Annotated in this window: 25 protein-coding genes; 16 read left to right on the plus strand and 9 right to left on the minus strand. The window is 37.7% G+C overall.

Annotated features, from left to right (window positions below; genetic code table 11):
- Positions 1–29 precede the first annotated feature (29 nt).
- A complete protein-coding gene (locus IHV09_RS02200; RefSeq protein ID WP_197127120.1) occupies positions 30–1,280 on the minus strand; it encodes a sugar ABC transporter substrate-binding protein in 1,251 nt (416 codons plus the stop codon).
- A 381-nt stretch (positions 1,281–1,661) separates the two neighbouring features.
- On the opposite strand from IHV09_RS02200, the gene IHV09_RS02205 reads away from it, so the two are divergent.
- Together IHV09_RS02205 and IHV09_RS02210 are read left to right on the plus strand one after the other, a co-directional pair.
- Positions 1,662–5,006 carry a GH36-type glycosyl hydrolase domain-containing protein gene (locus IHV09_RS02205; protein ID WP_197263506.1) on the plus strand — a complete coding sequence of 1,115 codons (3,345 nt, stop codon included), beginning with the start codon at positions 1,662–1,664 and terminating at the stop codon, positions 5,004–5,006.
- A 55-nt stretch (positions 5,007–5,061) separates the two neighbouring features.
- Positions 5,062–6,030 carry a LacI family DNA-binding transcriptional regulator gene (locus IHV09_RS02210; RefSeq protein WP_144702152.1) on the plus strand — a complete coding sequence of 323 codons (969 nt, stop codon included), beginning with the start codon at positions 5,062–5,064 and terminating at the stop codon, positions 6,028–6,030.
- A gap of 49 nt (positions 6,031–6,079) precedes the next feature.
- Here IHV09_RS02210 and IHV09_RS02215 read toward each other — a convergent pair whose 3' ends face one another.
- The gene (locus tag IHV09_RS02215; protein ID WP_197263507.1) at positions 6,080–6,856 is read right to left on the minus strand and encodes a TerC family protein; all 777 of its coding nucleotides are present in this window, start codon (positions 6,854–6,856) and stop codon (positions 6,080–6,082) included.
- Positions 6,857–7,223: 367 nt separating this feature from the next.
- On the opposite strand from IHV09_RS02215, the gene IHV09_RS02220 reads away from it, so the two are divergent.
- Positions 7,224–7,787: a nucleotidyltransferase family protein gene (locus IHV09_RS02220; RefSeq protein ID WP_231618106.1), complete on the plus strand. Its 564-nt coding sequence runs from the start codon at positions 7,224–7,226 to the stop codon at positions 7,785–7,787.
- Positions 7,788–7,809: 22 nt separating this feature from the next.
- Here the strand turns inward: IHV09_RS02220 and IHV09_RS02225 are convergent, their stop codons facing one another.
- From IHV09_RS02225 to IHV09_RS02240, 4 genes are all read right to left on the minus strand, one after another.
- Positions 7,810–8,400 carry a hypothetical protein gene (locus tag IHV09_RS02225; protein ID WP_197263508.1) on the minus strand — a complete coding sequence of 197 codons (591 nt, stop codon included), beginning with the start codon at positions 8,398–8,400 and terminating at the stop codon, positions 7,810–7,812.
- 17 nt (positions 8,401–8,417) lie between these two features.
- Positions 8,418–8,882, minus strand: a complete 465-nt coding sequence (locus tag IHV09_RS02230) for a hypothetical protein (protein WP_137790281.1) — start codon at positions 8,880–8,882, stop codon at positions 8,418–8,420.
- A gap of 2 nt (positions 8,883–8,884) precedes the next feature.
- Positions 8,885–9,274 carry a VOC family protein gene (locus tag IHV09_RS02235; protein WP_197263509.1) on the minus strand — a complete coding sequence of 130 codons (390 nt, stop codon included), beginning with the start codon at positions 9,272–9,274 and terminating at the stop codon, positions 8,885–8,887.
- 82 nt (positions 9,275–9,356) lie between these two features.
- Complete coding sequence (locus IHV09_RS02240; RefSeq protein WP_197263510.1) at positions 9,357–10,160, minus strand: phosphotransferase family protein; 804 nt, start codon at positions 10,158–10,160, stop codon at positions 9,357–9,359.
- Between the two features lie 363 nt (positions 10,161–10,523).
- Between IHV09_RS02240 and IHV09_RS02245 the strand changes: the two genes are divergently transcribed.
- Positions 10,524–12,125 carry an MDR family MFS transporter gene (locus IHV09_RS02245; RefSeq protein ID WP_197263511.1) on the plus strand — a complete coding sequence of 534 codons (1,602 nt, stop codon included), beginning with the start codon at positions 10,524–10,526 and terminating at the stop codon, positions 12,123–12,125.
- A gap of 57 nt (positions 12,126–12,182) precedes the next feature.
- On the opposite strand, the gene IHV09_RS02250 is transcribed toward IHV09_RS02245, so the two are convergent.
- Entirely contained in the window at positions 12,183–13,463 is a 1,281-nt protein-coding gene (locus IHV09_RS02250) for a serine dehydratase subunit alpha family protein (RefSeq protein ID WP_197264118.1), read from the minus strand.
- A gap of 154 nt (positions 13,464–13,617) precedes the next feature.
- Here IHV09_RS02250 and IHV09_RS02255 point away from each other — a divergent pair, with 154 nt between their 5' ends.
- Complete coding sequence (locus IHV09_RS02255) at positions 13,618–14,646, plus strand: phosphotransferase enzyme family protein (RefSeq protein WP_197263512.1); 1,029 nt, start codon at positions 13,618–13,620, stop codon at positions 14,644–14,646.
- 15 nt (positions 14,647–14,661) lie between these two features.
- On the opposite strand, the gene IHV09_RS02260 is transcribed toward IHV09_RS02255, so the two are convergent.
- Entirely contained in the window at positions 14,662–15,270 is a 609-nt protein-coding gene (locus IHV09_RS02260) for a GNAT family N-acetyltransferase (protein ID WP_197263513.1), read from the minus strand.
- A gap of 76 nt (positions 15,271–15,346) precedes the next feature.
- Between IHV09_RS02260 and IHV09_RS22590 the strand changes: the two genes are divergently transcribed.
- Positions 15,347–15,478 (plus strand): hypothetical protein, encoded by a 132-nt coding sequence (locus IHV09_RS22590; protein WP_255520063.1) that lies wholly within the window; start codon positions 15,347–15,349, stop codon positions 15,476–15,478.
- A gap of 1 nt (position 15,479) precedes the next feature.
- On the opposite strand, the gene IHV09_RS02265 is transcribed toward IHV09_RS22590, so the two are convergent.
- Positions 15,480–15,917, minus strand: a complete 438-nt coding sequence (locus tag IHV09_RS02265) for a hypothetical protein (protein ID WP_197263514.1) — start codon at positions 15,915–15,917, stop codon at positions 15,480–15,482.
- Positions 15,918–16,011: 94 nt separating this feature from the next.
- On the opposite strand from IHV09_RS02265, the gene IHV09_RS02270 reads away from it, so the two are divergent.
- The 10 genes from IHV09_RS02270 to IHV09_RS02315 all read left to right on the plus strand — a co-directional run bounded on the left by IHV09_RS02270 (position 16,012) and on the right by IHV09_RS02315 (position 24,060).
- Positions 16,012–16,479, plus strand: a complete 468-nt coding sequence (locus IHV09_RS02270) for a GNAT family N-acetyltransferase (protein ID WP_197190633.1) — start codon at positions 16,012–16,014, stop codon at positions 16,477–16,479.
- An 88-nt stretch (positions 16,480–16,567) separates the two neighbouring features.
- Positions 16,568–18,328 carry a methyl-accepting chemotaxis protein gene (locus IHV09_RS02275; RefSeq protein ID WP_197190632.1) on the plus strand — a complete coding sequence of 587 codons (1,761 nt, stop codon included), beginning with the start codon at positions 16,568–16,570 and terminating at the stop codon, positions 18,326–18,328.
- A gap of 243 nt (positions 18,329–18,571) precedes the next feature.
- Positions 18,572–19,453 carry an SMP-30/gluconolactonase/LRE family protein gene (locus tag IHV09_RS02280; RefSeq protein ID WP_197263515.1) on the plus strand — a complete coding sequence of 294 codons (882 nt, stop codon included), beginning with the start codon at positions 18,572–18,574 and terminating at the stop codon, positions 19,451–19,453.
- A 95-nt stretch (positions 19,454–19,548) separates the two neighbouring features.
- Positions 19,549–20,082 carry a sigma-70 family RNA polymerase sigma factor gene (locus IHV09_RS02285; RefSeq protein WP_197263516.1) on the plus strand — a complete coding sequence of 178 codons (534 nt, stop codon included), beginning with the start codon at positions 19,549–19,551 and terminating at the stop codon, positions 20,080–20,082.
- A 2-nt stretch (positions 20,083–20,084) separates the two neighbouring features.
- A complete protein-coding gene (locus IHV09_RS02290) occupies positions 20,085–20,522 on the plus strand; it encodes a PadR family transcriptional regulator (protein ID WP_197263517.1) in 438 nt (145 codons plus the stop codon).
- The gene (locus IHV09_RS02295) at positions 20,495–21,766 is read left to right on the plus strand and encodes an FtsW/RodA/SpoVE family cell cycle protein (RefSeq protein WP_197263518.1); all 1,272 of its coding nucleotides are present in this window, start codon (positions 20,495–20,497) and stop codon (positions 21,764–21,766) included. The genes IHV09_RS02290 and IHV09_RS02295 overlap by 28 nt, the downstream gene beginning before the upstream one ends.
- A gap of 93 nt (positions 21,767–21,859) precedes the next feature.
- The gene (locus IHV09_RS02300; protein ID WP_197190896.1) at positions 21,860–22,213 is read left to right on the plus strand and encodes a YciI family protein; all 354 of its coding nucleotides are present in this window, start codon (positions 21,860–21,862) and stop codon (positions 22,211–22,213) included.
- Positions 22,214–22,358: 145 nt separating this feature from the next.
- Positions 22,359–22,829, plus strand: a complete 471-nt coding sequence (locus IHV09_RS02305) for an Lrp/AsnC family transcriptional regulator (RefSeq protein ID WP_197190625.1) — start codon at positions 22,359–22,361, stop codon at positions 22,827–22,829.
- Positions 22,830–22,832: 3 nt separating this feature from the next.
- On the plus strand, positions 22,833–23,453 hold the full coding sequence (locus tag IHV09_RS02310; RefSeq protein WP_370568918.1) for a LysE family translocator: 621 nt from the start codon (positions 22,833–22,835) through the stop codon (positions 23,451–23,453).
- A gap of 10 nt (positions 23,454–23,463) precedes the next feature.
- Entirely contained in the window at positions 23,464–24,060 is a 597-nt protein-coding gene (locus IHV09_RS02315; RefSeq protein ID WP_197263519.1) for a LysE family translocator, read from the plus strand.
- Positions 24,061–24,395: the final 335 nt, after the last annotated feature.

Genomic DNA, 24,395 nt, shown 5'->3' on the forward strand with positions numbered 1-24,395 from the left:
TGCTCGTTATACCCCGGATCAACAGGATTTTATTTCTTTAAGATCTCTTCAGCTTTTTTGTCGAAGTTATCTAATTCTTTCTGAACATCTGCTCCGCCTCTGTAGATCTTCTCAAAACTCTTTAAATAAGATTGAGCGATTTCTTCCCATTGCTTAATAACAGGCATCGGTTGTGAAGCTTCCATCTGTTCACCGAATGCTTTGTAAAATTCATTTCCAGTAAGAGATTCGTCTTCCCATGCTTTTTGGGTTGCCGGAAGGGAATTCGTCATCTCCATCCATTTTAATTGTGTTTCAGGCTTACTCATATATGCTGCGAATTTTAACGCTTCTTTTTCGTGCTTCGTATGTTCAAATACAGAAAGGTTAGATCCACCTAGTGCTGAAATGTTATTTTCTTTTGCCGGAAGAACAGCCGTACCCCATTTACCTTTAAGCTCAGGAGCTTGGTCGTTGATCAGTTTGATCATCCAAGGACCACTGATGAACATTGGCAGAATTCCGTCTCCACGGAAACCTTGAACGATGTCCATTCCTAGTTCTTCTTTTGGAGCTGCTCCACTTTCATAGAAGCTGTTCAAGTATTCAACCGCTTCAACGAACTTAGGATCATTGAATTTAGGCTCATTGTTAGGTCCTAATAGTTCAGCGCCGTTTTGGCGTGCGAACATGAATGACAAGCTTTGTTCTTTAGCATCGATCGAAATTCCATATTTCCCTTTTCCGCGGTCAGCTAGCTTATCAGCGGCTTCCTTCAACTCGTCCCACGTTTTAGGAGCTTCTTTAAATCCAGCTTTCTCGAGCAGGTCTGTACGATAGTAGAGCAAGCGAGTATCTACGTACCAAGGTACACCGACCATTTTGTCTTCAAACTTTGTCGTTTCAACAGAACCTTCAAAGAAATGTTTTGGATCTAGTTCCGGGTAATCTTTAACATGAGGTGTTAAATCTTTTAATGCTCCAGCGGATGCAAACTCAGGAATCCAAGTTGTACCCATCTGAACAACATCAGGTCCTTTTTTAGAAGCAACGGCTGTTAAAAGCTTATCGTGTGCTTGATCCCAAGGAAGGGCTTGTACTTTAACGTCAATCTTTGGATTTTCTTTTTCAAATTCTTCAGCGATCTTAGGAAGTGACTTTGCTTCTTCACCCATTCCCCAAACCGTAATTGTTGTTTTTCCGTCTTCTGAACCTGAAGAGCAGCCAGCTAAGACGCCGGATAGTACAAGTGCACCAACCATTGACGTAACCATTGATTTTTTAAACCAACGTTTTTTCATGTGAGTTCCCCCTATAATTTGCCTGTGAAAGCAATCAATTTTTATTATTCCCGAATTTTCTTTGAGATTATTGTTGAAACGTTTCGATAAGCACATTATAATTCAAGTTGTAATCGTTTACAACATGGAATTTTCAAAAAGAGTTTTCCTTCCATAAATTGTTGGAAACATAAGGTTTCATATACTGTTTTCCGTGTTACAAAAGGAAATGAAGAAGATAACAGTATGAAACTCAAAAACCTAGGAACTCTCTTGAATTTAATTGAAACGTTTCGATAAAATGCTTTCATTAATGTTAAAAGAGATGAAAACTTCATGTTTATATCAACAGAATTTACCTTATTACAAAATAGACATCATAAAAGAATTGAGGGATAGACAATGACAACATTAACGAAAGGGAACATCACTATTAAAGCTGGTGACTTTGCATTTGCGTTCTTAAGTACTGGTGATATCTACAAAGCTTCCCACCATGATACGATGATCAATCAATGGATGAGTAATCCAATCGATGGTTCTTTGAACAATCTTTATTTACGTGTGTTCAACAGTGAGGGTATCCATGTAACTCCGCTTCTGGGTAGTAAATCTAACAGCACCGTTTCGTATAATGAGAATCAAGTTTATTGGAGTGGTACGTTTCAAGACATCTCTTATATAGTCACTTTTTCATTAAAAGAAAGTGGTATATGGTTTTGGGATGTTGAACTCGAAGGAAAGGCTGAGAAGGCTGATATTATTTATGGGCAAGACGTGGGACTTGCTCATATCGGAGCTGTTCGAACAAATGAAGCATTCATCGCTCAGTATGTAGACCATGGTGTGTTTGAAGATGAGAAGCTAGGTTATGTGATCTGTTCACGTCAAAATCAGCCGAATGGAAAAGCCTTTCCTTACCTACAACAAGGATCGTTAACGAAATCTGTTGGTTATATTACTGATGGTTTTCAGTTCTTCGGTACTTCATATAAAGAAACAGATGTACCACAAGCACTTTATAACGAGAACTTAGCGAGTGAAGTGTATCAATATGAATTCGCTTATATTGCACTTCAATCAGAGCGATTTGAACTAGATGGTAAACATCACATCAATTTTTATGGATGTTTTAAAGAGGATCATCAAGATGCTGTTACGTCTATTGAATATAAGGATGAGGTTGAATTAGCTTGGAATGAAGTTCAAGCTCAGCCACTTGAAGATATGATTGCGCTTGAAAAAGTTAATCGTAATGACCATTTTGACGGAACATTAAAAACAGTTGATCTTCAAATGGAAGAAGTGGAAGCTCTTTTCCCGGAGCGTATTTTAGAAGAGTATGAAGGAGATACGCTGCTATCCTTTTTTACACCGACCTATGAACATATCGTTTTAAAAGAAAAAGAAAGAATCGTAGAGCGACCTCATGGACATATTCTCGTTACAGGAGATAATGTGTCATTAAAAGAGGACACAATCACGACTACTTCTTATATGTATGGCATTTTCAATTCTCAATTAGTAGTAGGAAACACTTCGTTTCATAAGATGATGACAAATGCACGCAATGCGTTGAATGTTATGAAAACATCTGGTCAACGAATCTATGTTGAGTTAGATGGGAAGCTGAAACTATTAACGATGCCATCGTTGTTCGAGATGGGCTTTAACTATACGCGTTGGTTCTATAAAACGGAAGGTGAGACGTTTATTATCACAAATTACACAACAGTCGATACCCCTGAAGTTGAGCTGCATGTTAAGGCTCTTAGCGGTAGATCATATCGATTCGTTGTAACGAACCAAGTATCCATGAATAATCAAGAATACGAAGTGCCATTTAAAATGGAAAAAGAAGATGGGATCCTTTCATTCTTTGCAGATGATGCTTCTGACAGTGCAAAAACGTATGAAAATTTAAGCTATCGAATGAAGATTACGGGTACCGAGTGGAACGTAATAGACGAGACAATCTTTGGGGATAACATGGATCGTGGATCTGCTTCTCTCGTGGTTTGCGATCTTGAACCAACAAATGAGTGGGGCATCTCTCATCAAGGTCTAATCGACGGGAACAAGATTCCGTTCACAAATAAGACGATTGAAACGGAAATCGAGCGCTATCGTACATTCATTCAAAACACGAACCGCGGATTCCGTTTGACTAAGGATGGAGTTGAGACACACGAGCTTCAGAAGATGAATGCCTTAGCTCATTGGTATACCCATAACATGCTTATTCATTATTCGGTACCACATGGTCTTGAGCAATATGGTGGTGCAGCTTGGGGAACGCGTGACGTTTGCCAAGGACCTGCTGAATACTTCTTAGCAACTCAGCATTATGGTGCAGTAAAAGACATCTTGCTTACGGTATATTCTCATCAGTTTGACGAGACGGGTAACTGGCCACAATGGTTTATGTTTGATCAATATTTCAAAATCCAGCAAGATGATTCACATGGAGATATCATTGTATGGCCACTGAAGTTAGTGACAGATTACCTTGCAGCTACGAATGATTTTGAAATTTTACGTGCTGAAGTACCTTACACGTCTAACAGTGACTTTAACTTTACTGAGAAAAAAGAAACATTATTACAGCATATTCAAAAACAGATCCGCTACATGAAAGAGAACTTTTTACATGATACGCACCTTTCCTCGTATGGAGACGGTGATTGGGATGATACGCTTCAACCTGCAAATCCACAGCTTAAAAAATTCATGGTGAGTTCATGGACGGTTGCCTTAACGTATCAAGTTATGACTCAGTTCTCCCAACAGTTACAGCATGTTGACGAAGAAGAGGCTTCTAAACTAAGCGAGCTCGCTAAAAATATTCAGGCAGACTATCAAGAGCATATGTTAGGAACCGATGTAATCCCTGGATTTGTTTACATGGAGGATCCAAAATCACCAAAATTGATGCTTCATCCTAGTGATAACACAACGGGTATCAACTATCGTCTATTACCAATGACGCGCAGTATGATTGCAGAATTGTTAACACCTGAACAGGCTGAACAGCACCTTGATCTGATCATGGAAAAGTTTTATTGCCCAGATGGCGTAAGATTGATGGACAAACCTGCTCATTATAAAGGCGGTGTGAGTACGCATTTCAAACGTGCTGAACAAGCATCGAACTTCGGACGTGAGATCGGACTTCAATATGTTCATGCTCATATTCGTTTTGTTGAAGCCATGGCGAAGCTAGGTAAAAAAGAAGAAGTGTGGAGTGGACTAGAAAAAATCAATCCTGTTATGATCCAAGAAAAAGTTCCAAACGCAGAGCGACGTCAGAGTAATGCTTATTTCTCAAGCTCTGATGGTGATTTTAAAACTCGCTATGAAGCGCAAGAACGTTTTGGTGAACTAAAAGATGGTGAAGCCAAGGTTAAAGGTGGATGGAGAATCTATTCTTCTGGTCCGGGAATTTACATGAACCAGTTGATCTCAAATTGTTTAGGTATCCGCCCACAAGGGGAGAACCTAATTATTGATCCAATATTAACCGAAGAAATGAATGGTCTAGAATTGCAGTATATGATCGACGGCAAACCTGTCAAAATGGTATTCCGAGATCGCGGTGGGGAAACGAAGGGACTCGTCGTTAATGGTCAAGAAGTGGAGAGCAGCACATATCAAAATATCTACCGAAAAGGTGGAGTGAGCGTGAACCGCTCTGAATTTGTAAATAAATTGTCAGCAGACGTGAATACCGTAGAGATTTATTCATAACCTTTCGTTATAATAAAGGAAACGTTTGCAACATGAGAGATAGGAGAGAAGTTCGTTGGTAAGTATTAAAGACATTGCAAAACAAGCAGGTGTTTCCATTTCCACGGTCTCCTATGCCTTGAACGGAAGTCCGAAAGTTACGAAGGAAACATCAGCACGAATTCTAGCGATCGCTAAAGAACTTAATTATATCCCAAGCGCAGCCGCTCGTTCCTTGAAAAAACGAGAAACAAAAATCATTGGAATCTATTTAACGAACTATAGTGGGGCTTTTTATGGACAGCTTCTGCAGGGAATGATGGAGACATTAAGCGAGAACGGCTATGAGCTTATCGTCTGTAGCGGAAAAGAGTCGCATCGTTTTCTTCCCGAGCGCATGATTGATGGTGCGATCATTCTAGATGCCACATATGAAACGAAAGAATTGTTAAGTCACGCAGAACGAGGACATAAGCTGGTCGTGATGGATCGCAGAATGGATCATCCGAACATCTCTCAAGTACTGCTTGATAATAAAGCTGGGGCTACCCTCGCGATTGATTATCTGGCTGAAAAAGGTCATCGAAAGATCTGTGTTGTTAAAGGTCCAGATATCTCGTTTGATGCGAGGCAGCGGTTAGAAGCTGTACAAAAAGCGGTACAACGCTATTCGCATATCGAGTACATCGAAATCGATGGTGATTTTAACAAGCATTCAGGTGAAGAAGCAGGAAAGAAGATTCATCAAGACTTTACAGAACCTGTAGGTGTATTCTGTTTGAATGATGAGATGGCGATCGGTATGTATAATTATTTCAGCCGTACAAATCTACGCATTGGTGAAGATGTTCATATTATCGGTTTTGATAATATTGAAGTGTCTCAATATATCCAACCGAGACTTGCGACGATCAATTATTCAAAGCATAAGTGGGGAGCATTAGCTTCTGAACTACTGCTGAATTTAATCCAAAAAAAGCAAAGTCCTGAGCATGAACGAATCAACGTTAGCCTGATTGAAGGAGATTCTGTTCGAAAACGATAAAGAAAAAAGAGGAGCTATTGTCAGCTCCTCTTTTTTTGAGTTATTCAGCTTATTCAGCTTGTGATTGTGGTGATTTTTCTTTTGAAAGGAACCAACCGCCCACAGCGATTAAGACCAATACAACATAAAAAGTGATTTTCCACTCTGGTGACTTTGCAAAACCTTCAGAAAGGATGGCTAGGTCTTTGTGTGCTAGCGTATAAACAGCTAATTTCACACCAACCCATCCTACGATCAGAAAGGCTGCAATTTCAAGGCCAGGCTTGGATTGTAAGAGCTTAACAAAAAAGTTGGCCGCAAATCGCATGATAATGAGTCCGATTAACCCTCCGGCGAAGATTACTAGGAATTTTCCGCCATCTAGGCCGCCTATGTTAGGAAGTCCTGAATCGGGAAGTGCCACTGCTAATGCTACAGCTGCTAGGATTGAATCGACTGCAAACGCGATGTCAGCTAATTCGACTTTCAATACTGTCGTCCAAAAACCAGATTTTTTCTTTGTTGCTTTAGACGTTTCAGTTGATTCATCTGCTTTTTTCACCAACACTTTTCTGAAAATATGGTTGAGGGCGATAAACAGAAGGTACACAGCTCCTATAGCTTGAACCTGCCACACGTTGACTAAGAACGAAATAGCAAATAGTGATGCGAAACGGAAGAAGAAAGCCCCGACTAATCCATAAAACAATGCTTTTTTTCGTTGCTCTTCTGGTAAGTGTTTTACCATGATGGCTAAGACCAGTGCATTATCTGCCGCTAATAAGCCTTCTAATGCGATTAGCACTAACAAGATCCAACCATATTCTAACAAGATAGATAGTTCCATTGTGGTTCCTCCTTTAAAATGATAGATGCATGAATGAAGCGAGAATGATTTACATGAAGCGACCTCCTGATAACAAATAAAAAAAGACCTCTACCAATAGCAGGCAAAGGTCTTACATAGAAAAAGACCCTTACCAACCGAACGGTAAAGGTCTTGCTAACAACGAAATGGTTGCCAATATAGCCGAGAGCACGAAGCTCCGAAATGACGACTATACTGTAAAAGCTACTCCCCTTTAGGAGTTATGAAGTTACTATTATCATATTATGCTCTCTTGGAAATTGTCAATTATTTTATGTCTGGAAAAATGTAGACACAACTAATTGTAGTATCTTTAACATATATACAGGAAAAGAGTGGATGAAAGTTGGACCAACATCAATACATAATAGACATGATAAAAAATGATGATTGGATGATGGAGATTTTACGTGCTGCCAAAACGTTAGCTTTACCAGATTGGTGGATATGTGCAGGGTTTGTTCGATCTAAAGTTTGGGATACACTTCATGACTTTCAAGAAAGAACGAGAATAGCAGATATTGATGTTGTTTATTTCTATCCTGAAGACCTCAAAAAAGAGAGTGAAAGAAAGTATGAGGAAATGCTTTTAGAACTCATTCCAGACTTGCCGTGGTCTGTAAAAAATGAAGCGAGAATGCATCTCGTCAATGATGATTTCGAACCGTACACGTCAACAGTAGATGCGATCTCCAAATTTCCTGAAACGGTAACAGCTCTAGGTGTTAAGCTAAATGAACAGGATGAAGTAATTCTTGCTGCTCCATGTGGAATTGAAGATGTTTTATGCATCGAGGTAAGACCAACGGATAGCTACAGAAGCACTGAAGATCGAAGAAAAAAATATATAGAGCGCGTGAAGAAAAAGAATTGGGAAGCTGTTTGGTACAAAGTTAGAGTGGTCGAATAGAGAAAAGCTTGAGCGCTAGTGCTCAAGCTTCTTTTTTTGACCTTAGATGTTCCTGATAGAAAGTAGAGAGCATCCGGAAATTTGAGATAAAATGAACATGCAGATTTCGTAGTTGCAAATCAATCATACTTCGTGGATGAAGACTCGAATGGTGTTTTAGTTCATCAATTTCTTTTTCAAGACTTAATATTTCCGTTAATAAACTGTGCAAATAAACCTTAGTATTTTCTGAATATTCCTCTTGAAACGCGAGATTGATGAGTGTATCTTTTGCTTCCTTAACCTCAAACTCCATATCAGTTAAGGTTTTCTTGGTGATGGTTATTGAATCTTTGTTGACCAACCAAGGAAGTTCATACATTTGTAAAAGATATTCAACATCATTCGTGGTTAAGTCTTTAATGAATTCATCTTTCCTTTGTTGTTTGAGACGAGTTTCATACTCCATTTTGAATGTTTTTAATTCCAATCTATAATCATCTACGAGTATTTGATCTCCACCATAACGAATGGATTTTTTTAGGCTGAGAGGTGAGAATGGAAATACCCAATTAATCAATAAGAGTAGGAGGGCAAATCCAAATAAGGTCCATCGGATTCTTTTTTTCTTCATCCCCGCGTTCCTCTCCCTTAAACAGTACTTTTACTTCTGTATCTTCTTGCGTCAGATGGCCCTGAAGGCTTTTTAGGCTCTTTCGGATCACGTTTTTTTCTTGGTCGGAATAAAGCATAACTTAAACAAAAACCAATCGAGCAAGTGATTCCATAACCAAACACAGCAAACGTATTCAGTCCTTCAAACTTAGCCCAATAGAAGATAGTGAAACGGTATATCAAAAGAAAAACAATACTTAGTGCTACATATAAAAGAAGATGAAACCTAAATTTTAACCTCATTCTATCTTTAGAAGATTCAATAATAAATGCAATGGGCAATGTGCAAAAAAGAAAAAAGGGAAGTGCTGTAACAATCCCAAAGAATAGACCGAATAACACACCTTGTAGATCAAGCTTAAATGGATTCCCACCTGGAATAGCAAAAAAGAACAGTGCTCCACAAAGTACCGATATTACTGATGAAATGATGACTCTCATAACTATCTCCTAACTACCTGTCGAAGCTTTTCGTTCAAGGCTTCTGAATCTTTATATTCAAATAATCCTAAGCGGTTTCCCCAAGGATCGGAAAACGTAGCCCATTTAACAGGAACTTCGACACGCTCAAAAATTTCAAACTCTTCAATATGTAAAACATCCATTAATCGTTTTCGCTCAGCATGGAGATCAACAACACCTAAACGAAGAGGTCCATTTCCAACAGTGGGTGTTCCCTCAGCAACTTGCAGCCAGCAGTTAGGAAGCAGTTCCCATTCAGCAAACCCATCATGTGGAGTGAAATCAGGCTGACGGTTCAACAGAGTTTCATAATACTTTTGACCATCTTCCATGTTCGATACACGAACTTGAACTGTCATTTCATATATCATATGTAATTCTCCTTTACTTCATTTGTTATCTACTAACAACGTTTTTAGTGAGGCAGAGGTTTCATAACGTTTAATTACTTATTCATACCTTTATTCCTTTATTAATAATTGATAACAATAACTTTTTCTCGAAATCAGGAAGATTTTCACTTAATCGTGCTGCCGCTATCGGAATCATCCAACTCTCTAACGTTTTTAAGGAGAACTGGTAATGTCTAGTATAACTTTTTCTATAATACATAGCTAAAAGTTTTCGTACATATAAAGTAGTTCTAAAATTTAGAAAAGATGTGCGATCTTGCAATCCGCCGTAACGCAAGATAAGGAGGGTTCGAGCTAAGTCTGCCATACGGTTGCCACATGTAGCATCAACCCAGTCAATGATTACAGCATTATCCTTTGTGATTAAAATATTGTCAGGATGAAAATCACCGTGACACAGAGATTTGCCTTTAGGGAGTTTTTCTAACTCTTCAAGAATTCTTTTCTTTTGATCTTGAGTTAGTTCTTTTACTGAAGAAATCTTTTGTTTCAACACATCAAATTGTGTGGGAAGAGTAGGTAGTTCCTTTTCATGAACACTTGCTTGAAGAGTCGCCATCTTCCTCAAGTGATGAAGTGCTTTTCTAGATTGAGACTTCAATAAATTCGTTAACGTGGTTCCCTCGACCCTTTTATATATCAGCGCTCTTTTTCCAAAAATCGGTTTACTACACCTAACCTCAGGAACCGAAAGCCTTAACTGGTTGATCATTTTATTGACCTTATACTCATGCTCGATAAAATCATCAGATATGTGACCATGAAAAAGCTTAACAACTTCGTTAGGAGAAAAGATAATGACCCGAGCGGTACTACCCTCGCCTATTATTTGCTTGTGCTCCACGTAGGTTTAAACCCCTCTGCTCTTGATTATCTATATGGATAATTTTAACACAATTAGCGAGAATAAAAGTTCAAATATTTTATTTGACTGACTGGTCATGTCCCAAGTATACTAACTAATGGTAATCGTGACTAAGTGGTCATATGATAGATGTATAATGAGTAGTTATAACTCAGCGGTAGCATTTATATAATTGAAAGTGCAACTCGTGACTAACAAAGAAGTCTTTGAAGTCGAACTACGGGCAATACTTAATCATGTGAAGGGTTTAGTTTATGAAGGAAATAGTGACCATATAAAATGAATTTAAAAAGCTTGGACGGGATAAACGCTTACGTTCAGCTTATAAGGAGAAAGATGAACATGGAGACAACGCAAAAGCCATTAAACACGAAATTGATATTGGCTGGTTTGATTATTGGTATGTTTTTTAGTGCCTTAGAACAAACGATTGTTGGTACCGCGATGCCAACGATTATTGCTGATCTAAACGGGTTTTCTATATTTGCTTGGGTGACGACAGCCTATTTGATCACTTCAACTACTGTAGTACCAATCGTAGGTAAACTTTCTGATCTTTACGGAAGAAGAAAGCTATATTTATTAGGGAATTTTATATTTATACTAGGATCTGCACTTTGTGGAACAGCAAATTCTATGGAAGAACTTATCATTTATCGTGGGATACAAGGAATTGGTGGAGGAATGATCATGCCTCTATCTCAAACGATTATCGGTGATATCTTTACAGCTGAACAGCGTGCAAAGTGGCAAGGTGTATTTGGTGCGATCTATGGATTGAGTTCTGTAATCGGTCCTTTTATCGGTGGACTTATGGTCGATCATATTAGCTGGCACTGGATTTTCTTGATCAATGTACCTTTTGGAATCATTTCTACAGCAATGATCGTAATCGGAATGAAGAATGAATCGATCAGAGCAGCGACAGGTAAAGTAAATATTGATTATTTTGGTATTTTTACACTGATTCCAGCCGTTGTATTGCTTTTATTAGGACTTACGTTTGGCGGAGATAAATTTGAATGGCAGTCTACAACAAGCTATTTGTTGTTTGGTGGAGTCATTGTATTATTAGCATTATTTATCACGATTGAAAAACGTGCTGTAGAACCTATCTTAAATCTGTCACTCTTTAAGAATAGAGTGTTTGCAACAACAAATATTCTAGGCTTTTTGCTTGGTTTAGGTATGTTTGGAGCTATCATGTTCGTTCCCATGTACATGCAAGGAATATTAGGTGTAAGTCCGACAAAAGCAGGATCAACGATGACTCCTATGATGATTGCGCTAATCACAGCAAGTATAATCGGTGGCCGCTTATTATTGAGACTTAAATTCAGAACAGTACTAACATCTGGCATGGTGATCACAGCTGTTGGGTTCTTTTTAATGAGTACGATGGGTGTTGATTCTAATGAATTTACTGCATATGCTTATATGGTTATTCTCGGGTTTGGAATGGGTCTTGTTATGCCAACTTTGATGATTGCGGTGCAAAACGAGTTTCCAAAATCACAGCTCGGGGAGGTTACGTCTGCTTCTACATTCTTCCGTTCGATCGGAGGAACGATCGGCATCACGATCTTAAATGCAGTAATGAACCATTCACTCACAGATAAGATAAGTGAAGCAGCAAACGGTGCTTCGAACCCGATTCTTGGAAAAGCGCTTGAAGAGATCGGGAAGAAGACAGATGCGATGTTTGGTATCTTAATCAATCCTGATTTGTTGCCACTTCCGACTGATTTAAAAACACCTGTCATTGAAACGATTAAAGACGTGTGGTCAACTTCTTTCTCGAGTGTATTCTTAACGGGACTTATCTTTATCGGAATTGGTATTTTTGTTGCTTTATCGGTAGGGAACAGTCGTATCAAGAAAGAACCGATCGATCCAAACAAGGAAAGCGAGCAAATGTCGTCAAACCAAGCAGTTACAGAATAAACAATAAAGAGCTGATCCATGATCAGCTCTTTTCATTTTGATTTCAATCAATTGTGTTTACCGTTGTTTATTCACCATCATATCTAAAAGCACAGAATCGGTTGTACTAGATGTTTCAGAACCTAATCGGCAAAAGTTTTCAATCGTCTTTTCTACATCTTCTTCAATAAATCCATTTGTGGAAGGGATACATAAACCGTTTGATGCAAGGACAGCCGATTGGACAGCGGCACTTGAACAAGTAGCAACCTTCATAGCGCATCCGGCTTTCGCGCCGTCACAAACCATTCCACTTACGTTACCTAATGTGTTCTGAATCGCAGCCTTCATTTTTTCTAGGTTATCATCAAGCAAGTAGGTAATAGCAGCTGATGCACTAGCACCTGCAACAGTCACACCGCAGAGTGCAGACAATCGGCCGAATTTCGATTTCATATGAATCGATAGAAGGTGGCTCAATGTCACGGCTCGTAACATCTTTTCTTCAGTTACACCTAGTTTTTCTGCAGCCGCAACAACAGGCATCGTAACCGCGATCCCTTGATTTCCGCTGCCCGAATTTGCCATTACCGGCATAGTCGAACCAGCCATTCGTGCGTCAGACCCTGCAGCAGATAACGCCATACTATACGTAGCTAAGTCATCTGAAAGAATGCCCTTTTTTGTTTGGTCGTATAACGTTTTACCGACTCTTAAACCATAGTCATTTGAAAGGCCTTCTTTACAGATTGCAGAATTCAATTCGACACTTCGTTTAACAAGATCCAATCGATGAAGTGGAACTTCAGTAATGAACGTATAAAGGTCTTCGATCGTTAACTCAGGATTATCAGCTTTTTTAGAACTTGAGGACGGACCTGGCCGCGATTCATCTACTAACACTTTTCCGTTTTGAGAGATAAAGCTTATGTTCGTATGGTCACCAGAGATCACAACAGTCGCTTTCTCTGTTGCGGTTTTCACTTCGACTTTAATATATAATTTTTCAGGACCGTCTGCAGTTGCAACTGAAACAATGCCTCTCTGGACTAAATCAATAGCTTTATCTTCCTCATTACGCGTAACACCTTCAAGTACTTGAAGTCCTTTCGACGGATCTCCTGCAATCATACCGAGAGCCGCTGTAAAATCGATACCTGTATGATTCATGCCGGGAATCCCTACAGATAAAGCGTTCTTGATAACATTTCCGCTCGCTTTGACAGAGATTGATGTTACCGGTTCACTAATATATTTTTTGGCAGTAGCTGATGCGAGAGCGATTGCAACAGGTTCTGTGCACCCAAGTGCAACAACTAGTTCTTTTTCAAGAAGTCTACAGATGTTTTCGTTAATCATGAATTCCACTTCATTCATTCCGCTATAATCTCTTTCTTTACAATAACTGGTGTGAGAGGTAAAAAGAAAGAGGTAAATCTTATAAATTACAAAGTAAACGCTTAAAATAATAATTTTGAAGGGTCATAAAATTGATTAAAGGAGAAAATTTTAATTGAAAACAATTTTAACAAAGATTTTACTAAAATATTTTAATGGAATTAATGGAATATCCATAGAAGAAGAACTGCACAAAACGAGTTGGCACAAAGATCTTCATTACAAAGTTAGGATCAATGGCAGGTTGTTTGCTGCTCGTTTTCTTCCGAATGATCGTTCACCCAACCAGGAATTTGGTGAGCTTACTAATGATGTTTTATTAGAACAATTAAATTTTTGTCTATTCCTTAATAAGCACGAAATACCATTTATGAAGTTGCGAACAACAGTAGAAGGAGAATTGTTCACGACTGTTGAGATTGAGCATATCATATATCGATTTGTCCTTTTTGAATGGATTGAGGGTCATCAAATAACAAGTTATGTTGGTACAAGTGCAGAAAAATTCGGACGAGCTGCTCGGGAATTTCACGAGATAGCTAGTCAGTACACATCAGATATTTTTAGTAAGACGTCTCATACCGTTGGCTATACATCATTTTATGACCAACTCAATAAAAAAATATTAAACGTTGAATTGTCTATACACGATTCACCACAAATGAAATACTATTTAGAGATGTGTAAATTTCATTTGGAGAACGCAAGCACTAGAGAATTGGATTTTATTGTTCAATCAGATTTAAATCCCCTTAATGTGCTTTGGGATGCCGAAGAAAGCATTAAAGGATTTGTTGATTTTGAGTCTATTGGATATACCGATCGAATCGAGGGATTAGCATGGTTAATTAAGTGGTACTCGAGAACGAATGGCATCCATTCTCGAAAGATGTCTTCAGAGGTAGCAGCAGCATTTCTGAAAGGGTATCAAATAGATAGAGCTATTCTACGATCTGAAAAAGTAAGATTATCTTCATTATTGTGGCTATCGGGCTGTTTAAATTGGAATTTTGTAAAAAGAACGATACAGATTTTAGAAAATCAACCTGAACTTCTCAATGACCACCTTACATGGTATAGAGAAAGAGGTGATTCACTTACTGACTTACTAACATTTTGTTTGAAGGAAAACGATTCCTGTTAAATAAGTTTGATTTTACTATTTAGGAATATATCGATTTTCTCTCTCAATAAAACCTTGTTTTACTGTTTTCCAATCTTCTTTTGTAATGGAATACAAAACGGCATTGCGAATATAGCCATTTGAGAGAATGCGTTCGTTCCGAATAAGTCCCTCTTTCACAGCACCTAATCGTTCAATCGCTTTTTGTGAGCGCTCATTTCGCTCGTCAGTTTTAAATTGCACACGAATAAAATCTAAAGTTTCAAAGCAGAACGTGAGAAGCAGTTGCTTACATGAAGCGTTTACGAATGTACGCTGATAATCTTTTCCGTACCAAGTGGAGCCTAACTCACACGAACGTTGAGTAGGATTTATTTCGTAAAGACGAGTAGTACCTACAATTTTCTCGTTTCTCTTGTTCACAATAGCAAATGGTAGAGCTAAACCTTCTTCACGAAGTTGTATCGCATTATTAACCCATGTTTTCATTTCCTGTTGAGTGTCGATTGTAGTTAACATATAAGCCCAATTTTCAGAGTGATTAATTTGAAATAGTGGTAAAGAGTGTTCCAATTCTAAAGGAATTAGCTTAATATCGTTACTTTCTAAAGTAGGTGGATTTGTAAATAAAGTCTGGTTCTTCATTTTTATCTCTCCTAAAAAAGTGATACATATATATGTTAATATTTAGTTATTTCATACAAAGAGGTGACTAAAATTTATGGAGTTTTTTATTTTTATAATATTAATCGTGTTTTTGTTCGACGCTGCAAAAATCCGTAAGCAAAATGAAACCGTTATTTTGCAGAATGAAAAAATGATTGCACTACTAGAAGAGATAAAGAATAAATAAATTACTCTTCTTTATAAAGGTTAAAAAATTGATAATGATCTTTACCAGTAATCTTTAATACGAGTTTCTTGTTTTCTTTTAGTCGATTAAATTCCCCATCAAAAGTTACGGCTATTTGGTTTGGAAACTGATTCATTGAAAAGGTATATTTTCCAATCTCTGTTTGCTTTTTTTCTTGACTATAAGCTGTACTAAGCGTGAACGTTAGTTCTTTCGGCAGATTGTTTTTATCGTCAATATGTGTGAGCTTAAGTGAATTTGTTTTATCTACAGAGAACCCTGCTCGCCAGTAGTCATTTTCTCCAGAATAAATGATTGCGTCATTTTTGGATGTTGGTCCCCTGGTACTTGAAGTTGGAGCTGAATCTTTAAAGAAGATCGTTAAAACAGAAACAAATCCTATTAATAAAACAGCAGCTAAAATCAGCTTCCTTTTCATCCTCCACCGTTCCTCTCATCCACTACATAACAGTGTATTCTTTATTTAATGGTGAATTCCTTGTTTCAATCATTTCTAGAACGGAGGCCGATTCGTGAAAATTAGAATGTATGAGAGTAAGGATTTTCAGTCTGCAATGGAGTACTGTTTACCACCAGAACAATCATTATTTACATCTATGCCTGACGAGGTACTGAAAACGTTTCAAAGTGATATCTTCAATCAGCCTTTTGTTATTTATTTTAATCAACAACTTGTAGGTTGGTTTGCTTTATACACAGATCAGTCAGGTAATATTTATACGAATAATAAGCAGGCTATTTTATTAAAATCATTTTCAATCGATGTCAGATTTCAGAAAAGGGGATTTGGGCTCGATTCTCTGAAATTACTACCGAATATTGTGAAACAGCAGTACAAAGATAAGAATGAAATTATATTAACCGTTCATGAAACGAACGATGCCGCAATATCTCTTTACAGAAAAGCGGGATTCATCCATAAAGGTGAAAACTATAATGGGGAATATGGCATAGAAATGATTTTTCGTATGGGTATTTAGACTTTTACAAACTCTTAACCAAACCTTTACACCACTCCTTAGTAAATATTGTAATAATTTCTATACATAGACAAAAGGGGTGGCAAGTTTGAAGAAGGTTTTTCAACAAATGCGTTCACAGATTAAGAGTGTAAAGATTTCTGAACAACTGAAACGAATTACATCACAGAAATTAAAGCTTCATTTACAGACAAAGCTATTATTGATGATGCTATCGTTATTTATCTTAACCATTTCGATCGTAGGTCTTTTTAGTTATAACAAGGCATCTGAAACTACTAAAACAATTATTGAAAATCGTTTAGAACGTGAAACAGAAACTACATATGACATTGCAAAGAATCTTAAATTTAGTTTTATAAGAGATGAAGAAATGTTTAATCAGCGTGTGGCTGAAAGTATCAATTCACAATATGTGGGCCTTCAACAAGATGATATGCAAGCAACTATTTTCTTACTACAAAATGGTACGGTGATTCCGTATAAGACGAGCGGTAAAAAGCCAGTTGCTTTATCCTCAGGTGGTATGAAGAAAATCAGTGAGCTAGAAAACGGTGTTCTTCACACGTATATCCAGGATAAGCCTTACACACTAGCAATGAAACAGATCCAAGAGCTGAATGGAATCTATGTGATAGCTGTGGAAACAGAAAGTTACATGCAACCCGTTTATGAACTCAGAAACTTTATAACTGTTGCTGTAATCATTAGTATTCTTTTAACTGCATTAGTAATTATCTTCGTTATCAGAAGCATTACTTCGCCATTATTGGCGCTCAACCAAGTTATGAAACGTGTTCAAAAAGGCGATTTTAAACATAATGTGGATTATCGTTCTAGACATATTGAGATTCAGAGACTCATTGATAGCTTTAACCAGATGATGTTGTTTATTAGAAATATACATGATCAGATTCAACAAATATCAGGTGAACTAACTGTTCAAGGCAATAAACTTGAACATACGTACAGCGAGGCCAACCAATATAACGAACAACTTGTAAGAAAGATAGAGAATGTGATGACAGGGGCAAAAGAAACGGCGATAAGTTCAGAGCACAGTGTGCGACTATTCACAGATATGCAAGAAAAAGTGAGTGAGTTGAACAAAACGGTGATGACTGTAATGGATGAATTTTTATCTATGAATCATAATGCTGTTGCAGGTCAAGAAAAAGTAGAGAAGTTAGTTGGTGAGATTCATGATAACCATGACCGTTTCTTCCAACTAAACAAGATCATTGATGAGATGGGTACATACTCGAGCCACTCTCAAAATGTCATCTCTACGATTAAAGAGATTTCGGAACAAACAAAATTGCTAGCACTAAACGCTCGAATTGAAGCGGCTCGAGCAGGAGAAGCAGGAAGAGGGTTTGCAGTAGTTGCTGATGAGGTAGGAAAATTAGCAGACCAATCGAGTAAAGCAGCGGCAGATATCATTGCGACAGTAAACCAAATGAACCAAACAGCCTTACAAGCGATTCAGGAGTCACGCCTTCTTGGAGAAGCGAATCTCTCACATGTGCAGAAAGTGAAGGATACGACTGGATTCATTCAATATTTAATGAATTCAGTGGTAGACAACAATGAACGAATGGGTGAAATGAGTGTTGCTCTTCAAGAGTTAAAAGTGACGTTGCCTGAAATTGAAACGGCAGCTATTCAATTTTCAAGCATTTCTCAAGAAACTCTAGCAAGTTCAGAAGAGATGTCTGTAACTTCCGTAAAACAGAATGAAAAGATTAAACAGGCGTATCTTGTTGGAGCGACGTTATCGAGCCTGTCCCATCAATTAACTCAGGAAAGTCAGTATAAGCGTGTGAGTGAAGGAAAAGAAACAGCATAAATGAGGAAAGTGACGGGTGGTCCGTCACTTTTTTAAGTTGGTTTAATGTCGAGAAGTAGACTTGTAGATATATGGACAACTCATGATATTTCTGGAATTATACGGTATAAAAGAAATCTTCTTATACACTCTTAACTGGATTCTTTTAATAAAGTGATAAATACTTCATGATATACTTAATGTTCAAAGTTATTTAAATGAGGATAGATATTACATACATCATAGATTAGGGAGGAATAAATCATGTTAAATAGTGAAGCAGAGTTAGTACTTTCTGCAAAATCCCCTTTAGGTGAAGGACCTTGCTGGGACTCAGAACATGGCGTTCTGTATTGGGTCAGCATATTAGATAAAAAGGTAAACGTCTACGATCCACGGACTCACCAAAATCGAGAGATTCAACTTGATCAAATGGTAGGAACGGTTGTGCCAAGGGAGTCAGGAGGTGTAGTCGTAGCTCTTCAGGATGGATTCCATTTTCTAAATCTTAATACCGAAGAACTTACACCTATTGTAGACCCTGAACATGAACTTCCTGAAAATCGTTTTAATGATGGTAAGTGTGATCCGTTCGGTAGGTTTTGGGCAGGAACGATGAGTTTAAGTGAAGAAGCTGAAAAAGGCAATCTCTATTGCTTAGGTCACGATCTACATGTGGAAAAGAAGCGAGAAAATTTAACGATTTCAAATGGTTTGGCATGGTCGCCTGATCAATCATATATGTATCTAATTGATACACCAACGAAAAAAGTAACGAGATTCCAATATGATCTTCAAACGGGACATATCCAAAATGGAACAGAAGTGATTTCTTTTCCTGAAGGAGTAGGTGCTCCAGACGGAATGACGATTGATGAAGAGGGCATGCTGTGGATTGCCCATTGGGGCGGTGCTCAAGTTTCCCGTTGGAATCCAGAAACAGGTGAACAGCTATCTTCTATTCCCATTCCATCATTAAATGTTACATCATGCACGTTTGGCGGAGAAAATATGGACGAGTTGTATGTAACGACAGCTAGGAAAAACACAAGTGCAGAGAACTTAGAAAGATTTCCAGAAGCGGGTGGATTGTTTAAAGTAAGGCCAGGTGTTAAAGGAATGCCAGCATATTCTTTCAAAGGGTAATAGAGAAACAGCGTTATAATGACGCTGTTTTTTTTGATCAACAAAAACTTGCAATCATCGTTTGTCGTCTAATAATAAGAGAGGGGGGAATTGGTATGGAAAACATGTTAGTTGATGTGAGTTCTGTAGAAGATAAAGAGCACATTTTAAACGAAGCCATGAATGAATACGGACAAGACTTGCTGCAGCTCGTTTATTCTTATGTGAATCATACAAGCGTTGCTGAAGATTTAACACAAGATATCTTTGTAAAGTGCTATAACGCACTGCATACATATAACGGCAAATCTAAATTTAAAACATGGCTATGGAGGATTGCCATTAACCATTGTAAGGACTTTTTGAAAAGTTGGTACAACAATAAAGTAATCACCACCGATGAGGAGTCTTCTTTTCATCGAACTGAGGTGGATGTCGTTGAGCATGAAGTCATACAAAAAGAAGATGATGAGAAATTAATCCATGCAATTATGCAGCTGGAGATTAAATATAGAGAGGTAATCTATCTTTTTTATTATGAAGAGCTTCCTATTAAGGAGATCGCTTTAGTCACTGAAGTGAGTGACAATACAGTCAAAACAAGAATGCGCCGAGCTAAAGAACTATTGAAAATATGTTTGGAGGGTTAGGGATGGAGAACCGTTTGAAGAACTTAAAGAAAATCATGGACGAAAAAACCTTTTCACAAGTAAGGTTCACCGAAAAGCATCGCGAAACCATACAGAATAAATGGAGTAATCAAGAAGATAAGGAACAGATTGTATTAAATATTTTGCAGTTGTTGAACGAAGAAAAGACAGGTTATCAGTTAGCGAACTTACTTCTTGCACGTGGGGTAAAACAATTTGATGACAATGAAGGATCTCTGTATGTATTGTTGCACTCTTTAGAGAGTAAAGGGGTCGTTCAATCTGAATGGCTATTGAAAGAGAAAACCAAGTATTATCAGTTAACACATAAAGGTAAAAGATTATTAAAGCAAGCAGAGCATAAGGAAAAACGATCATCAGTCATTCTGCAGCAGTTGATAGGAGGAGCGGAATGGAAAATCGCAGAAAGTCGTTTCTAAACGAAGTGACAAGTCAGATTCGTTCAAAGGAAGCAAAAGAACAAGTTTCTGCTGAGTTGAATTACCATATGAAAGAAACTAAAATGCGATGGGTAAATAAAGGATACTCTGATGTGGATGCCGAACAAAAAGCCATTGAGCAGATGGGAAGTCCAATCACGCTAGGTATTCAGTTGAACAAGATTCATCGTCCAAGAATTGATTGGATTTTGCTCGCGTTATTGACTTCTGTACTCTTGCTAGGTTTTTTACCTGTACTTTCTTTGGGAAATGATAGCAATCATTACTTTTTAATGAGAAAGATGATATTGGTTGTCCTTGGTATGATTGTGGCTTTAGGCCTCATGTTTGTTGATTATCGAAAGTTAGTAAGGTGGGGATGGGTGTTTTATGGTGTAGGTATTTTGTTGCTACTATCTTTGCTCTTCTTTTCTAATGGTACGATTAATGGGAAGCCATTCTTACTAATCGGAGGGCTAACAATAGAAAGCATTGCTGCACTTCCATTCTTTATGATTGCCTGGGCGTGTTCCTTTAATCGAGATACTTTCAAAGTCTATCAATTTATATTATTATTCTTTGTTTCGCTGTTATTATTCTTTATGATTCCAAGTATTGCAACCACTTACTTGTATCTTGCCATGGTGCTATCCATGTTATGGTGGAGCAAATTTTCGACTCGTCAAAAAGGTGTTGTTTCAGGGATTACGATGGGTTCTTTACTATTAATTGGTATTTTCTCTTGGAACTATCAATCTTATTTCATAAAAGATAGAATGCTAGGTTTTCTGAATCCTGGAAAAGTAGCTGATGGAGCAGGATATCAGGTGCTTCAAATTCAAGAGTTACTGTCAAAAGCGGGATGGTTTGGAGGAAATAAGAGTATTCAACAGTTCATACCTGAAGCACACACTGATTTTGCATTTGTTAGCATCACGTATCGTTATGGCTGGATAGCAGCGATTTTTCTTATACTTATCCTTTTATTAATACTTACAAGAGTGGTTATCGCCACACAGCATGTAAGAGATTACTTTGGAAAACTTCTGATCATAGGCAGCTTATCTTTATTACTTTTTCAAATGGTAAGTAATATTGGAATGGCGTTCGGATTTTTCCCTCTTACTAGTATGTCACTGCCGTTTATTAGTTACGGGTTAGTTCCCATTCTATTAAACGCTGTATTGATTGGAGTTGTGCTGAGCGTTTATCGTAGGAAAGACTTAACCAGATCAGCTCTTTAAATTTCTTTAGTAGGTTGTCGATTTTGATGATTTCCGTTCGTTGTATACTTAAAAGAAGAAAAAATAGCTTCTACATACAAGGAGGAAATGGCTATGCTATTCATGCTGATTGTTAAAGCTTCAAAAAATTCGGAAGGTGGTAACCGTCCAAATGAAGAGCTTAATGAAGCGATGCGAAAGTACAATGAAGAATTAGTTAAAGCTGGCGTTCGAGTTCTTGCTAAAGGATTGCATCCAAGTTCAAATGGTATGCGAATTTCTTATCTGCACCCAGGAGAAAAACCAGTGGTTACGGACGGGCCTTTTACGGAAACGAAGGAATTGATCGCTGGATTTATTCTGATCGATGTGGAATCTAGGGAAGAAGCTGTTGAATGGGCGCTGAAAATGCCTGACCCACAAGGAAATGGAGAAGGTCAGATTGAATTAAGGCAAGTATTTGAGTGATTTATTCATGCTGCATTTTAAATGGATAGATTGCAAGAGAACCTCTTCTGCATTGGGGTTCTTTTTTTATTAATAAAAATCATTGATTTTATTTATTTTTGAAAGTAATATAGACTAAAATAATACGAAATGAAGGTTTTGTGCTATGGATACGTTTGATAAGAAATTAATAGAACTGTTACAGAAGAACGGAAGAATGAAATGGGCAGACTTAGCTACTCAGGTAGGTCTATCCGCACCAGCGACCTCTGAACGCGTAAACCGCTTGATGGAAAATGGTGTGATCAAGGGATTTGGTGCAAGAATTGAAGCTGATAAAGTGGGAAGTGAACTAACAGCTTTTGTTGCGGTTTCACTGGAACGTCCAGAGCATCGCGCTCCATTCTTAGCACGTATTGAAGAGTTAATAGAAGTGATGGAATGTCATCATATTGCGGGAGAAGATGATTACTTGTTAAAAATTCGATCTCGAAACACAAAGGATTTAGATCGGATCATTAGCTATGAAATAAAAGGACTAACAGGGGTTGTTCGTACCAAAACAACGATTGTTATGGATACGACAAAAGAGTCGATCGAAGTTCCTTTACAATCGCATGTCTTTTCAGGTGAATAAAAGGTGCTTACCGAACTTTTTATAAAAGGCTTAATCATGGGAATTTCAATAGCGGCTCCGGTTGGACCAATCGGTGTATTATGCATGCAGCGCACATTAACGCAAGGTCGTGTGGTGGGAATCGTTTCGGGATTGGGTGCAGCGTGTGCAGATTTAATTTACGGTTTGATTGCTGGACTTGGTCTTACGATGGTTTCTAAATTCATAATGAGCCAACAATCCTGGATTCAACTTATTGGAGGGGTGTTCCTATTCTATTTAGGTCTGAAGATTTTAAGTGCTAAAGCAACACCTATTAATGGGACACTTCGAAAGAGTAGTCTTTCCTCCGCTTTTTTTACAACCTTTCTACAAACATTAACGAATCCCATGACCATACTATCTTTTGCTGCCATATTTGCGGGGTTAGGTATCGTTAACACTCACACAAGTTCTATTTCTTCCATAACTTTGATAGTTGGACTCTTTTGCGGATCTGCTGGCTGGTGGTTGTTCCTAACATTTACAGTGAGCATAATGAGTAAAAGGATGAATCAGAAGCACATGGTTATGATTAATGTTATATCAGGAATTATCATAGGTTTGTTCGGTGTTGTTTCACTTATACGTTTAATGATTGGATAGTGAGTTTTTAATGTTATTACTAAAGAGTATCATTCTAGGTTTTTCTATATCCGCTCCAGTTGGGCCAATCGGTCTGCTTTGTATACAAAGAACACTCTCACAAGGGAAGTCGGCGGGATTTTTAACTGGATTTGGAGCAGTTACAGCTAACATTGTTTATGCAAGCATTGCAGTATTAGGCTTTTCAGCTGTGTCATCATTATTGATCCAATACGAAATATTACTTAAAATATTGGGTACCATCTTTTTACTCTACCTAGGGGTGAAAACATTCTTGAAGAAAGTACCAAATCAAGCCGCTCAGTTAGCAGGGGAAAGCAAGTTGATGATGTTTTTCTCTACGTTCTTCTTAATGATTACAAATCCTGTAACGATATTAAATTTTACGGCAATGTTTGCAGGACTAGGATTTGGTGAGAGTCAGATGTCATTACAAATTGGAATGTTCTTAATAAGCGGTGTGTTTATCGGTGCTACCTGTTGGTGGATGTTCTTAAGCATAGTGGTAAGCCTGTTAACAAAAAGTATTCAGCCGCACTTAGCTACCATTAATAAAGGAGCAGGATTATTAATCATTGGCTTAGCTTTAGCGAATATCTTAGCGTAATAAATAAATATAAATATTCGGAAAATTATATTTACTTTTACATCCATATATTTTACAATACAAGAGGTAAGGAAAAAATTTCAAGATAAGGAGGCGTTGGACATGATTAACTTTTTAGACACTACACAATCAACTTTATATTGTCCAATACACAACCTTCTTTTTGAGAACTCGATCTAACCATTGATACGTGAATCAGAGCCTCAGGATGTGTATACATTCTGGGGCCTTTTTATGTATTTTTGTACCTAAAAGTTACCCATCTATTTCTGGGTGGCTTTTTATTTTGAAGAAGCTAAGTAGAACGAACAACGGTACGATATTGAATATTGAAA

It is taken from the genome of Fictibacillus sp. 23RED33, assembly GCF_015903925.1.
Taxonomy (GTDB): domain Bacteria; phylum Bacillota; class Bacilli; order Bacillales; family Fictibacillaceae; genus Fictibacillus; species Fictibacillus phosphorivorans.